Consider the following 12686-nt stretch of genomic DNA (forward strand, 5'->3'; position numbering starts at 1 on the left):
GAGGCATGACCATGCGCGAGATCGTGCAGCGCGGCCTGTACTACGAGGAGTTCGAGACCGACGTCCGGTACGTGCATCGCCCCGGTCGCACGGCTACGGAGGCGGACAACGTCCTCTTCACGACCCTGACGATGAACACTCAGGCGCTGCACCTGGACGCCGCGTTCGCCGATGCCCAGGAGCCCTTCCACGCGCGCCTCATGAACTCCATGTGGACGCTGTCGACGATGGTGGGCTCCTCCGTCGCCCAGCTCACGCAGGGGACGCTGGTGGCGCAGCTCGGCCTCGGCGACATCGCCTTCCCGCATCCGCTGTTCGCCGGTGACACGCTCACGACCGAGAGCGTCGTCGTCGATAAGCGGCTCTCGTCGTCCCGCCCCGGTCAGGGCGTCGTGCAGATCGCGCACACCGGACGCAATCAGGACGGCACGGTGGTCGCGACGGCCGTCCGCACGGTGCTCGTGCGCTGCCGGCCGGAAGGGGAGGCGGTATGACCTTCGAGCTCGGTCCTGCCCTGCTTTTCTGCCCGGCGGACCGCCCCGAGCGCTTCGCGAAGGCGCAGGAGCGGGCCGATGCCGTGATCCTCGACCTGGAGGACGCCGTCCTGCCGGCTGCGAAGGCCGAGGCCCGGAAGAACGTCGTCGCCGCTGACCTCGATCCCGCGCGCGTCATCGTGCGGGTGAACGCCCCGGACTCCGCGGCCTTCGCTGACGACCTCGAGGCCCTGGCACGGTCGCCCTTCCGGACCGTGATGGTGGCGAAGACGGAGAGCGCGGAGAGTCTGGACGCCTTCGGCGCGGACTACTCGCTCCTCGCGCTGTGCGAGACGGCGCGCGGGATCCATGCGGCGCCCGACATCGCCGCGCATCCGACGGTCGCCGGACTGATGTGGGGAGCGGAGGATCTGGTGGCCTCGCTCGGCGGCACGTCATCCCGGAACGACGAGGGCGGGTACCGGGACATCGCCCGCTACGCCCGTTCCCGGGTGCTGCTGGAGGCCGGCGCGTACGGCAAGGCGGCGATCGACGCCGTGCATGTCGACATCGCGGACACGGCAGGGCTGGAGCAGGAGGCGAGGGACGCGGCGGCCTCGGGGTTCCGTGCGACGGCCTGCATCCATCCGAGTCAGGTCGAGGTGATCCGAGCCGCGTACGCACCGGACCCCGAGATCGTGGCCTGGGCACATGCGGTCCTCGCGGCAGCGGCGGAGGAACGGGGTGTGTTCCGCTTCCAGGGGCGCATGGTGGACGAGCCCGTCCTGCGCCACGCGCGCGCCGTGGTCTCCCGCGCCGGCTGACCGTCCCGTCAGAGGACGGGCGTCTCCTCCAGCAGGCGGAGGTAGCCGGGTGCGGCGACGAACCGGTGCGCGGAGCCGTTGCGCAGCACCTCACCGTCGCGGGGGAGCGTGCCGCCGGAGACGTGGTCGATGACGGCGCGGATCACGCCCCCGTGGGTCACGACCAGCACGGACTCGGCCTGCGGCGCCGACCTCCGTCGCGCGTCCCGTGCGATCCGGTGCAGCGCGGCGATGGCACGGACGCCGACCTCGTGCAGCGATTCCGCCCCGGGCACCTCCGCGTGCCAGTCGCCGTAGGTCGAGATGTAGTCGGGAACGAGCATGCCCTCGCCGTCGCCGAACTCCCGTTCCCGGATGTCGGGGACCACGCCCGCGATCTCCAGCCCCAGGCGCTCCGCGATGATGCCGGCGGTCTCGCTCGCTCGCACGAGCGGGCTCGTGTAGACGGCATGGTGCGTCGTGCCGGCGAGCTTCTCCGCCGCCCACCGTGCGTCCTCGCGCCCCGTCTCGTTCAGCGGGATGTCGGTCGACCCCTGGATGCGGCGGGCGAGGTTCCAGTCGGTCTGACCGTGGCGGATGAGAGTGAGATAGGTCACGAGAGCATCTCCTGGAGGGCGGGGAGCACGTCGCTGGTGCCGGCGGCGATGGTGACATCGGCCCAGGCGTCCGCGCGGGTCGGCTCGCGATTGACGATGATCAGGGGGATGCCACGCCGACGCGCACGGTTCACGAGGCGCACGCCGGAATTCACGACGAGCGAGGAGCCGGCGACGATGAGCGCATCGCTAGAGCGGAGCAGCGACTCCGCGGCGCGGAAGCGGTCCTGCGGCACGTACTCGCCGAAGAACACCACGTCGGGCTTGAGCATGCCGTCACAGACCGTGCAGGTCGGGACGAGGAAGCCCTCGGTGCTCTCCGGCAGCACGTCGCCGTCCGGGGCCAGGGCCACGTTCTCGGGGACGGTGATCCAGGGATTGCGCTCCTCGATCTGCACGGCGATGTCGCGACGATCGAACACCTGGCCGCAGTGCAGGCAGAGCACCCGGCGCATGGTGCCGTGCACTTCGATGACGTGTGAGCTTCCCGCGCGGAGGTGCAGGCCGTCGACGTTCTGCGTGATGACGCCCGAGACGACGCCTCTGGACTCCATCTCCGCGAGGGCGCGATGGCCGGGATTGGGCGCCGCCTGCGCGAACGCCCGCCAGCCGAGATGACCGCCGACCCAGTAGCGACGACGCGCGGCCTCGTCGCCGAGGTACGTCTGGATCGTCATGGGATTGCTGCGCGTGCGCGCGCCCTCGCCGCGGTAGGCGGGGATGCCCGAGTCGGTGGAGATGCCGGCTCCGGTGAGGAGGGCGATCCGCTTGCCGCGCAGCAGGTCGGCGGCGTGGGAGAGCTCTGCCGACGGCTCGGCGGTGTTCGTCACGCTCACAGGACCTCCTCGATCGAGTCTACGGGGCGTGGGGCGGACGAGAACGGGGATGGCAGAGTGGAGCGGTGGACCTCCAGCATGTGACCGACATCGACGACCCGCGGCTGGACGATTATCGCGGCCTCACCGATACCGCCCTCCGCGCCGTGCGAGAGCCCGCGGAGGGACTCTACATCGCCGAGACCGCCAAGGTGATCGAGCGCGCGCTGACCGCCGGACACGAAGCCCGATCGGTGCTCGTCTCGGCCCGGCGCGTCGACGAGGTCGGCCGGATCATCGGGAAGCGCGGCGTGCCGGTGCTCGTGGTGCCGGAGGAGGTCGCGGAACAGGTCACCGGCTATCAGGTGCACCGTGGGGCCCTCGCCGCGATGCACCGCCCGACTCTGGCGCCGGTCGCGGAGGTGGTACGCGACGCACGTCTGGTGCTGATGCTGGAGGACCTCGGCGATCACACCAACGTCGGTGCGGCCTTCCGTGCCGCCGCCGGGTTGGGGGCCGATGCGGTGCTGGTGTCGCCGCGCTGCGCCGACCCGCTGTACCGCCGGAGCGTGCGGGTGAGCATGGGCACGGTCTTCCAGGTGCCCTGGACCCGGATCGACGACTGGGATGCGGCCGTGGGCGCCCTCCGTGACGAGGGTTTCGACATCGCCGCCCTCGCTCTCAGCGACGCGGCGGTGGATCTCCGGGTCTACGCAGCGCAGCGGCCGGAGAAGGTGGCGCTGCTCCTCGGCGCCGAAGGAGACGGACTCACGCCGACTGCTCTCGACAGCGCGGACACCGTGGTCACGATCCCGATGGCCGGCGGCGTGGATTCGCTCAACGTGGCCTCGGCGGCCGCCGTGGCACTGTGGGCCCTCGCTCCCGCGGAGTGAGGGCGCGTGTCACTCCTTGCCGGGGAAGATGACCGGAGAGGGCTCTGGGCGCTTCGCCGCGATGTGATCCCCCGACGACTGGTGCCGCAGACGGCGGAGCACCCAGGGCACGAGGTGCTCCCGCGCCCAGCCGAGGTCTTCGCCGCGGGCGGCACGCCAGGTACGCAGCGGCAGCGGTTCCGGCTGCATGGCCTCGAGGTCGTTCGGCACGTTGAGGGCGCGGAGCACCATCCGCGCGACCTCGTGGTGGCCGAGGGCGTTGTAGTGCAGGCGGTCATCGTCGAAGAAGCGTGCGTCCTGCACGACCTTCAGCGCCCACTGGTCCGCGACGATGCAGTCGTGCCGCTCCGCGATCGCGCGGATGTTCTCGTTGTAGATCGCGACCTTGCCGCGGAACGGACGGAACACCGGCGTGAATCCGGTGTCGATGCCCGTGAAGAGGATCACGGCTGCACCGGTAGAGGACAGCCGTGCCACCGCGTCTTCGAGCTGCGCGGCGATGGCGTCCGGGTCGGTGCCGGGGCGGATGACGTCGTTGCCGCCGGCGCAGATCGAGATGAGGTCGGGGCGGAGCGCGACGGCGGGTTCGATCTGATCGGCGACGATCTGCGCGATGAGCTTCCCTCGGACGGCGAGGTTGGCGTAGGCGAAGTCGTCCACCTGCTGGGCGAGCACCTCCGCGACGCGGTCGGCCCAGCCGCGGTGTCCACCCGGGGCCGCCGGGTCCGGGTCGCCGATGCCCTCCGTGAACGAGTCGCCGATCGCGACGAACCGTCGCCACGGGTGCGGGGTCTCGTTCGCGACGTACGGGGTCCTGGTCGATTCCTGATCGCTCATCCGACTCTCCTTCGCCAACGCGTGCGCGCACGGTGGTGACCGCCGCGCAGTGATCGAGCCTACCCGTGCCGCCGCTCCCGAGGGAGGACGCGCGCGGCGCCCCGGCGGATGCCCCGGTGTCGGTGGGAGCGATTATCGTGGAGTCGATGCTCTCTCCGTCCTTCCCTCAGCGCGCCCCGTGGGGAACGGCGAACAAGCTGCGGGCATGGCAGCAGGAGGCTCTGGATGCGTACTTCCAGGCCGACCAGCGCGACTTCCTCGTGGCCGCCACACCGGGCGCCGGCAAGACCACCTTCGCGCTCACCCTCGCGGTCGAGCTGATGCGCATGGGGGAGGTGAACCGGGTCATCGTCGTGGCTCCGACGGAGCACCTCAAGACCCAGTGGGCCGACGCCGCCGCCCGCGTGCACATCCGGCTCGACCCGCGCTTCCGCAACAGCGACTGGGCACCGGCGCGGCACTATCACGGCGTCGTGGTCACGTACGCGCAGGTCGCGGCGAAGTCCTCGGTGCACCGCCACCTCACGGAGGACGCGAAGACCCTGGTCATCCTCGATGAGGTGCACCACGGCGGCGACGCGCTGAGCTGGGGTGACGCGATCCGCGACGCCTACGGGCCGGCGAAGCGTCGGCTGCTGCTGTCCGGGACCCCGTTCCGGAGCGACACGGCGCCGATCCCCTTCGTGGAGTACCTCCCTGATGAGTCCGGGGCACGGGTCTCCAGCACCGACTACGCCTATGGCTACGGGCGTGCCCTCGCGGACGGCGTCGTCCGCCCCGTGCTCTTCCACATGTACGCGGGGAAGATGCGGTGGCGGACGAGTGCCGGCGACGAGCTCGAGACCCATCTGGGACAGGACAACACGAAGGACGTCACGTCGCAAGCCTGGCGCACGGCGCTGGATCCCGAGGGCGACTGGATGCCGGCGGTGCTCTCGGCGGCCGACCGCCGTCTGACCGAGATCAGACACCACATCCCGGATGCCGGCGGACTCGTGCTGGCGACGGATCAGACCGTCGCCAGGGCCTACGCCAAGATCCTGCACAGCATCACGCGCGAGCAGCCGACGATCGTGCTGTCCGACGACGCCACCGCCTCCGAGCGGATCGAGAAGTTCTCCGAAGGCACCGCCCGGTGGATGGTCGCGGTGCGCATGGTGTCGGAGGGCGTCGACGTGCCGCGGCTCGCGGTGGGCGTCTACGCGACCTCCTCGTCCACTCCGCTGTTCTTCGCCCAGGCCATCGGTCGCTTCGTCCGCGCCCGTCGTCGAGGTGAGGCGGCGAGCGTCTTCCTCCCGCACGTCCCCGTGCTGATGAAGCTCGCGAACGAGATGGAGAAGCAGCGCGACCACGCGCTGGATCGGCAGTCCAAGGATGACGACGGCCTCGAGGATTCACTGCTGGAGAGCGCGAACCGTGAGGACGAGGCCTCCGACGCGCTGACCCAGGAGTTCAGCTACCAGGCGATCTCCTCCGTCGCCCACTTCGATCGCATGGTGTTCGACGGCAAGGAGTTCGGCCAGCTCGCGGAGCCGAACACGCCGGAGGAGGAGGAGTTCATCGGCTTCCCGGGTCTCCTCGAACCCGAGCACGTCCACGAGCTCCTCATGCAGCGGCAGGCGCGGCAGTCCCGGCACCGCGAGGTGCGGGAGGCCCAGGCAGAGGCGACGCAGACGACGACGCTCCCTGCGCCGCTGCATCGCACCCTGCGCGAACAGCGCCAGCTCCTGAACAGCCTGGTGGGCCTCTACGCGCGGCAGTCGGGCCAGCCGCACGGTGCTGTGCATGCCGAACTCCGTCGCATCTGCGGCGGACCGGCGGTGGCGCAGGCGACCGTGACGCAGCTGCAGTCCCGCATCGAGGTGCTGCGCAAACGCGTCCGCTCCTGAGCGAGGTCCGGTCGCTGCTTCGGATCCCCGAAATGCTGGCAATCCGTGCCAGGACGCGGCCTGCGCGACACCGCGCGGATAGCGTGGAACGGTTGCCCGGACGCCGGGCACGGTGACACCTGGAGGTTCCATGACAGCCCCTGCCGCAGCCGATTCCACGGCCGCCGATCGACGGCGCTGGGCTCGCTATCTCGTCGAGGAACGGGCGGAGGGCGCCGTGTACCAGCGCCTCGCGTCCCGCCGGTCCGGGGAGGAACGGGCGATCCTGCTCGGGCTCGCCGAGGCCGAGCGCCGGCATGAGAAGCACTGGCTCGATCTGCTGGGCGGAGAACCGGCCCGCCTGCCGCGGGCGGGGGTCCGCTCGCGCCTCCTGGGGTGGATGGCCGGACGCTTCGGCTCGATCTTCGTCCTCGCCCTCGCCCAGAGTGCCGAGGCCCGCTCTCCGTACGACGCCGAGCGCTGGGCCACCCCTGCCATGCGGGCAGACGAGAAGGTCCACCACGAGGTCGTCCGCGGTCTCGCCGCACGCGGGCGTCGGCGCCTCTCCGGTTCCTTCCGCGCTGCCGTCTTCGGCGCGAACGACGGCCTGGTCAGCAACCTCGCGCTCGTGCTCGGCATCGGCGCCACCGGCGTGAGCTCGGGCTTCGTCCTGTTCAGCGGCATCGCCGGGCTCCTCGCCGGTGCGCTGTCCATGGGTGCGGGGGAGTTCGTGTCGGTGCGGTCGCAGCGGGAACTCCTCACCGCGACCGAGGCGAACGAGGATGCGGCGGCGGCCGCCGCCGACCTCGACATCGACGAGAACGAGCTCGCGCTCGTGTACCGCGCCCGCGGCATGGACCAGGGCGAGTCGCTGGCCAGGGCCCGCCGCATCGTCCAGGCGGCGCAGGAGGGTGTCCGACGGGCGGCCACGGGGCCCGTGAGCGTCCAGGGTGCGGACGCCCACGAGGTCGTCGGCAGCGACTGGACGGCCGCGATCTCCAGCTTCCTCCTCTTCGCCTCCGGCGCGATCATCCCCGTCCTGCCGTGGATCTTCGGCATGGAGGGCACCGCGGCGATCGTCCTCGCGCTCGTGCTGGTCGGCATCGCTCTGCTCAGCACGGGAGCGATGGTCGGCGTGCTCTCCGGTGGCCCGCCCCTCCGTCGCGCCCTTCGGCAGCTCGCCATCGGGTTCGGCGCGGCGGCGGTGACCTACGCGCTGGGCCTGCTCTTCGGCGTCGGCGCGGTGTGACGGCGCTGTGGTCCCGCCGCGTGCGGGACCACAGCGCCCCACCGCGACGCACGGGAAACGACGAAGGCCCCGGATCCGTGGATCCGGGGCCTTCGCTCTCTGTGCGCGGAGGGGGACTTGAACCCCCACGCCCTATCGGGCACTAGCACCTCAAGCTAGCGCGTCTACCATTCCGCCACCCGCGCAGGTGTTGGATTTGATCGTTGCCGACCGAAGAATGAGATTAGCACGTTCTCGGAGGCGTCTCGAACCGAGCGTGACGCCCGGGCGTGGCACGCGGTTTCGATAGCCTGAGTCCATGACCGAATCCTCCCTGCCGGAGGTCGCCCGCGTCGCGAGCGACCTCATCCGCTTCGACACCTCCAACTACGGCGGCGGCAACGCGAAGGGGGAGCGGGAAGCCGCCGAGTACGTCGGCGCGTACCTGGAGGAGCTGGGACTCGAGGTCGAGTACTACGAGCCCATCCCGCGGCGCACGAACGTCATGGCACGTGTCCCGGGGCGCGATCGCACCAAGCCGGCTCTCGTCGTGCACGGCCACCTGGACGTCGTTCCCGCGGTCGCCGAGGACTGGACGGTGGATCCGTTCGCCGGCACGGTGCAGGACGGCATGCTGTGGGGCCGCGGCGCGGTCGACATGAAGAACATGGACGCGATGATCCTCACCGCCGTGGCGGACATCCTGCGCGCGGGGGAGCAGCCGGAGCGTGACCTCATCCTGGCCTTCTTCGCCGATGAGGAGAACGGCGGCGTGGAGGGCTCCGCGCTCGTCGTGAAGGATCGTCCGGAGTGGTTCGTCGGCGCGACGGCGGCCATCAGCGAGGTCGGCGGCTACTCGATCTCAGTGGACGACCGCCGGGCGTACCTGCTGCAGGTGGGGGAGAAGGCCCTGATCTGGATCCGCCTCGTCGCCACCGGCCGAGCGGGACACGGCAGTCGCCTGCACGACGACAACGCCGTCACGAAGCTCGCCGAGGCGGTGGCCGCCATCGGCCGCACGCGGTGGCCGGTCCGGCTCACGCCGACCACGGAGGCGTTGCTCGAGGGTCTGAGCGCGTTGAGCGGCCGGAGCGCCGACGACCCCGACGCCCTCGCCGCCGCGGCCGGTCCGGCAGAAGCCTTCCTGCGGTCGACGTTCCGCACGACGACCAACCCGACGGCCCTCACCGCCGGCTACAAGCACAACGTCATCCCGGAGCGCGCTGAGGCCCTGATCGACGTCCGGGTGATCCCCGGGACCGAGGACGACGTGCTCGCCGAGCTCCAGCGCATCGTCGGCGACGACATCCGGATCGAGACCGTGGTGCGCGACATCGGCATGGAGACGCCGTTCGCGGGGGAGCTCGTCGACGCGATGGTGGCAGCCCTGGGTCGGCACGACCCCGGCGTACCGGTCATCCCGTACCTCCTGGGAGCCGGGACCGACAACAAGGCGCTGGCCACTCTCGGCATCACCGGTTACGGCTTCGCCCCGCTGCGTCTGCCGGCCGATCTCGACTTCACCGGGATGTTCCACGGAGTCGACGAGCGGGTGCCCGTAGACTCACTTGTCTTCGGTCAGCGGGTGCTGGCCGATCTGCTGCGCACGTACTGAGCGGCGTCCACGCGCTCCGTGCCGTCCCGAAAGACGAAGGCCTCTCCATGCACCTGCTCGAAGCACTGATCCTGGGAATCGTCCAGGGTCTCACCGAGTTCCTGCCGATCTCCTCCAGCGCCCATCTGCGTGTCGTCGGGACGTTCCTGCCGTCCGGAGAAGATCCGGGCGCGGCGTTCACCGCCATCACGCAGATCGGCACCGAGGCCGCGGTCGTCGTATTCTTCTGGCGGGACATCGTCCGCATCATCTCCCAGTGGTTCCGATCCCTCGCCGGCAAGGTGCCGCGGAACGATCCGGACGCGCGCATGGGCTGGCTCATCATCATCGGCAGCATCCCGATCGTGCTGCTCGGGCTGCTCTTCCAGGATCAGATCGAGACCGTCTTCCGGTCACTCTGGATCGTGTCGATCATGCTCATCGTGTTCGGCATCCTCCTGGGCATCGCCGACCACGTCGGGGCCAAGCGCCGCAAGCTCGACGACCTGACCTACCCGCACGGCATCGCCTTCGGGCTCGCCCAGGCACTCGCCCTCATCCCCGGCGTCTCGCGGTCCGGCGGCACGATCACCATGGGTCTCTTCCTCGGCTACGAGCGCGCCGCCGCCGCCCGGTACGCCTTCCTGCTCGCCATCCCTGCCGTGTTCGGCAGCGGCTTCTACCAGCTGTTCAAGAGCTGGGGCGAGCCGTCCTTCTTCTCGCTCGGCGACACGGTGGCCGCCACGGGCGTCGCCTTCGTCGTCGCACTGGGTGTGATCGCGTTCTTCATGAACTGGATCTCGAAGCGCAGCTTCCTGCCGTTCGTGATGTACCGGATCCTGCTCGGCGGCGTGCTGCTCGTGCTGCTCGCGATGGGCGTCATCCCCGCCTCGGCCTGAGGCGCGCGCCGTTCAGCGCTTGCGGTCGCCGCGGCCGTCGTCGCGGCGCCGCAGATAGCGCTCGAAGGCCTGGGCGATCGCGTCTCCCGAGGCGTCGGGGGAGTCCCACGTGTCGCGCGTGCGCTCCAGCTGCCGGATGTACTCCGCCATGTCCTCGTCCTCGGACGCGGCGGCATCGATCGACGCCTCCCAGGCCGCGGCTTCCGTACGGAGGTGCCGGCGGTCCACGTCCACACCGGTCAGCTCCTCGAGCCGGTCGAGGAGCGCGAGGGTGACCTTCGGCGACGGGGCGGCCGAGGCGACGTAGTGCGGGACGCTCGCCCAGAGGCTCACGGAGGGGATCCCCGCGTTCTCGGCGAAGTGCTCGAGCACGGTGAGGATGCCGACGGGGCCCTCGTACACCGACCGCTCCAGGGCGTGTGCCTCGCGGACCTGCTCGTTCTGGCTCGACGCGAAGATCGAGATCGGGCGGGTGTGCGGGACGTCGGAGAGCATGGCGCCGAGGGTCACGAAGCCGGTGATGTCGTCGCGCAGGGCGACATCGATGAACTCGGACGCGAACGCCTGCCAGGTGCGCGCGGGCTCGGCACCGGTGAGCAGCCAGAACTCGGGGCCGGGGCCCGGATCACGCGGGCGCCACAGCCCGGCCTCGGGCCACGTCATCTGACGGCGTCCCTCGGCATCGAGTCGGGTCGCCGGCCGGGTGTACTGGTAGTCGAAGTAGAGTTCCGGATCGACCGAGTGCACGAGGTCGTAGCCGCCCGCCGCCTGTAGCGCGCCGACGGCTCCGGTCGCGGCCTCACCGGCGTCGTTCCAGCCGTCGAAGGCGGCGATGATGATGCGTGAACCGAGAACGTCCATGCCGTGCTCCCTTCGAGGTCGAGGATTCGATCCCCCCAGGCTAGCCCGCGTCGAGGGGATGTGGGCGGGCCCGGCTAGCATGGGTTCAGTGAGCAACAAGCCCCGCGCGGTCCTCTGGGACATGGATGGAACACTGGTCGACACCGAGCCGTATTGGATGGCGGCCGAGACCGCGCTGGTGGAGTCGTTCGGCGGCAGGTGGTCCCATGAGGACGCCCTGCAGCTCGTGGGCAGCGGCCTCATCGACAGCGCGATCATCCTCCAGGGCGCGGGGGTCGACATGGCCCCGGAGGCGATCGTCTCCCATCTGACGAGTGCCGTGCAGGAGTCGCTGCGGGCCCAGGGCGTGCCCTTCCGGCCCGGCGCCCAGGAGCTTCTCCGCGACCTCCGTGCCGCCGGCATCCCGACCGGGCTGGTGACGATGTCGCTGCGCCGGATGGCTCTCGACGTGGTCGGGCTGATCGAGTTCGAGGCCTTCGACATCGTCGTCGCCGGAGACGACGTCGACAACCCCAAGCCGCACCCGGAGCCGTACCTCCAGGCCGCCGCGCTCCTCGACGTCGACATCGCCGAGGTCGTGGTCATCGAGGATTCCCCGACCGGTCTCCGCGCGGGCCTCGCCTCCGGCGCTCTGACGCTCGGCGTGCCCCACATCGTCCCGCTCGACGGCCTCGGTGCCCATGAGCTGTGGCCGACCCTCGACGGCCGTGGTGCCGCCGACCTCGTGGAGCTCTTCGGCTCCCGCGCCGCGATCACGGAGGCCACCCGATGACGACCACATCCGCCCCGCGCCCCAGCGGCCCCTTCCGTGAGGGCGACCGCGTGCAGCTCACCGGCCCGAAGGGTCGCCTGCACACCGTGACGCTCCGCGAAGACGGCGAGCTGCACACGCACCACGGGGTCCTCCGGCACCGAGACCTCATCGGGCTCCCCGATGGCTCGGTCGTGGCGAACAGCTCCGGGCACGAGTACCTGGCGCTGCGGCCGCTGCTGCGGGACTTCGCGATGTCGATGCCCCGCGGTGCCGCGATCGTCTACCCGAAGGACGCGGCGCAGATCGTCATGCAGGCCGACATCTTCCCCGGCGCCACCGTGGTCGAGGCCGGAGTCGGTTCGGGCGCCCTGTCGCTGTCGCTGCTGCGAGCCGTCGGCTCTGCCGGACGCCTGCTCTCCTTCGAACGCCGCGAGGATTTCGCCGAGGTCGCCCAGGCGAACGTCGAGACCTTCTTCGGGGAGCGCCCCGACTCCTGGCGGGTCGTCGTCGGAGACCTCGTCGCCGCGCTGCCCGAGGAAGTCGAGCCCGGCACCGTCGACCGGGTCGTCCTCGACATGCTCGCGCCGTGGGAGTGCATCGAGGCGGTCGCGGACGCGCTGACCCCCGGCGGTGTCGTGCTCTGCTACATCGCCACTGCCACACAGCTCTCCCGCGTTGCCGAGTTCATCCGGGGCACCGGCCTCTTCACCGACCCGGAGGCATCCGAGACGATGGTGCGCGGCTGGCACGTGGAGGGGCTCGCCGTCCGGCCGGACCACCGCATGGTCGCGCACACCGGCTTCCTGCTCACGGCTCGCCGGCTCGCTCCCGGCGCCGTGGCTCCGTCGGTGAAGCGTCGCGCCTCGAAGAGCAGCTACGGCGACGAGGACGTCGAACTGTGGACGCCGGGCGCGGTGGGTGATCGCGAGATCACGGACAAGAACCTCCGCAAACGTGCCAGGGAGGCCGGGAAGGCGGCCGAAGGCGCGCGGTTGGCCGCGGCATCGCGCGAATCCGAGCACACGACGGAATAGACTGGAGCGC

Annotated in this window: 13 protein-coding genes and 1 tRNA gene; 9 read left to right on the forward strand and 5 right to left on the reverse strand. The window is 70.7% G+C overall.

Annotation, left to right across the window (positions count from 1 at the left end; translation table 11 throughout):
• Positions 1-5 precede the first annotated feature (5 nt).
• The gene (locus AC3B5L_RS08375; protein WP_259951542.1) at positions 6-494 is read left to right on the forward strand and encodes a MaoC family dehydratase; all 489 of its coding nucleotides are present in this window, start codon (positions 6-8) and stop codon (positions 492-494) included.
• Entirely contained in the window at positions 491-1297 is an 807-nt protein-coding gene (locus AC3B5L_RS08380; RefSeq protein ID WP_363444026.1) for an HpcH/HpaI aldolase/citrate lyase family protein, read from the forward strand. Before AC3B5L_RS08375 ends, AC3B5L_RS08380 begins: the two co-directional genes overlap by 4 nt.
• Positions 1298-1305: 8 nt before the next feature.
• Here the strand turns inward: AC3B5L_RS08380 and AC3B5L_RS08385 are convergent, their stop codons facing one another.
• Positions 1306-1893 carry a histidine phosphatase family protein gene (locus AC3B5L_RS08385; protein WP_060922608.1) on the reverse strand — a complete coding sequence of 196 codons (588 nt, stop codon included), beginning with the start codon at positions 1891-1893 and terminating at the stop codon, positions 1306-1308.
• On the reverse strand, positions 1890-2729 hold the full coding sequence (locus tag AC3B5L_RS08390; protein ID WP_187664051.1) for a Sir2 family NAD-dependent protein deacetylase: 840 nt from the start codon (positions 2727-2729) through the stop codon (positions 1890-1892). Before AC3B5L_RS08390 ends, AC3B5L_RS08385 begins: the two co-directional genes overlap by 4 nt.
• Before the next feature lie 65 nt (positions 2730-2794).
• On the opposite strand from AC3B5L_RS08390, the gene AC3B5L_RS08395 reads away from it, so the two are divergent.
• Positions 2795-3601: a TrmH family RNA methyltransferase gene (locus tag AC3B5L_RS08395; protein ID WP_490095637.1), complete on the forward strand. Its 807-nt coding sequence runs from the start codon at positions 2795-2797 to the stop codon at positions 3599-3601.
• A 9-nt stretch (positions 3602-3610) separates the two neighbouring features.
• Here the strand turns inward: AC3B5L_RS08395 and AC3B5L_RS08400 are convergent, their stop codons facing one another.
• Positions 3611-4438 (reverse strand): SGNH/GDSL hydrolase family protein, encoded by an 828-nt coding sequence (locus AC3B5L_RS08400; protein ID WP_259951537.1) that lies wholly within the window; start codon positions 4436-4438, stop codon positions 3611-3613.
• 146 nt (positions 4439-4584) lie between these two features.
• Here AC3B5L_RS08400 and AC3B5L_RS08405 point away from each other — a divergent pair, with 146 nt between their 5' ends.
• Together AC3B5L_RS08405 and AC3B5L_RS08410 are read left to right on the forward strand one after the other, a co-directional pair.
• Positions 4585-6327, forward strand: coding sequence for a DEAD/DEAH box helicase (locus tag AC3B5L_RS08405; RefSeq protein ID WP_490095638.1), 1743 nt, complete (start codon positions 4585-4587; stop codon positions 6325-6327).
• A 130-nt stretch (positions 6328-6457) separates the two neighbouring features.
• Positions 6458-7555, forward strand: a complete 1098-nt coding sequence (locus AC3B5L_RS08410; RefSeq protein ID WP_268776328.1) for a VIT1/CCC1 transporter family protein — start codon at positions 6458-6460, stop codon at positions 7553-7555.
• A 102-nt stretch (positions 7556-7657) separates the two neighbouring features.
• Here the strand turns inward: AC3B5L_RS08410 and AC3B5L_RS08415 are convergent.
• Positions 7658-7740 (reverse strand) — tRNA-Leu (locus tag AC3B5L_RS08415).
• A gap of 113 nt (positions 7741-7853) precedes the next feature.
• Between AC3B5L_RS08415 and AC3B5L_RS08420 the strand changes: the two genes are divergently transcribed.
• Positions 7854-9149, forward strand: a complete 1296-nt coding sequence (locus AC3B5L_RS08420) for a M20/M25/M40 family metallo-hydrolase (RefSeq protein ID WP_187664056.1) — start codon at positions 7854-7856, stop codon at positions 9147-9149.
• Positions 9150-9196: 47 nt separating this feature from the next.
• Entirely contained in the window at positions 9197-10027 is an 831-nt protein-coding gene (locus tag AC3B5L_RS08425) for an undecaprenyl-diphosphate phosphatase (protein ID WP_280565431.1), read from the forward strand.
• A gap of 12 nt (positions 10028-10039) precedes the next feature.
• Here AC3B5L_RS08425 and AC3B5L_RS08430 read toward each other — a convergent pair whose 3' ends face one another.
• Positions 10040-10888, reverse strand: a complete 849-nt coding sequence (locus AC3B5L_RS08430; RefSeq protein ID WP_060922601.1) for a PAC2 family protein — start codon at positions 10886-10888, stop codon at positions 10040-10042.
• 88 nt (positions 10889-10976) lie between these two features.
• On the opposite strand from AC3B5L_RS08430, the gene AC3B5L_RS08435 reads away from it, so the two are divergent.
• Both AC3B5L_RS08435 and AC3B5L_RS08440 read left to right on the forward strand, forming a co-directional pair.
• A complete protein-coding gene (locus AC3B5L_RS08435; protein WP_259951533.1) occupies positions 10977-11660 on the forward strand; it encodes an HAD family hydrolase in 684 nt (227 codons plus the stop codon).
• Positions 11657-12676, forward strand: coding sequence for a tRNA (adenine-N1)-methyltransferase (locus tag AC3B5L_RS08440; protein WP_259951532.1), 1020 nt, complete (start codon positions 11657-11659; stop codon positions 12674-12676). The genes AC3B5L_RS08435 and AC3B5L_RS08440 overlap by 4 nt, the downstream gene beginning before the upstream one ends.
• Positions 12677-12686: the final 10 nt, after the last annotated feature.

It is taken from the genome of Microbacterium sp. C-MGS6 (assembly GCF_058140415.1).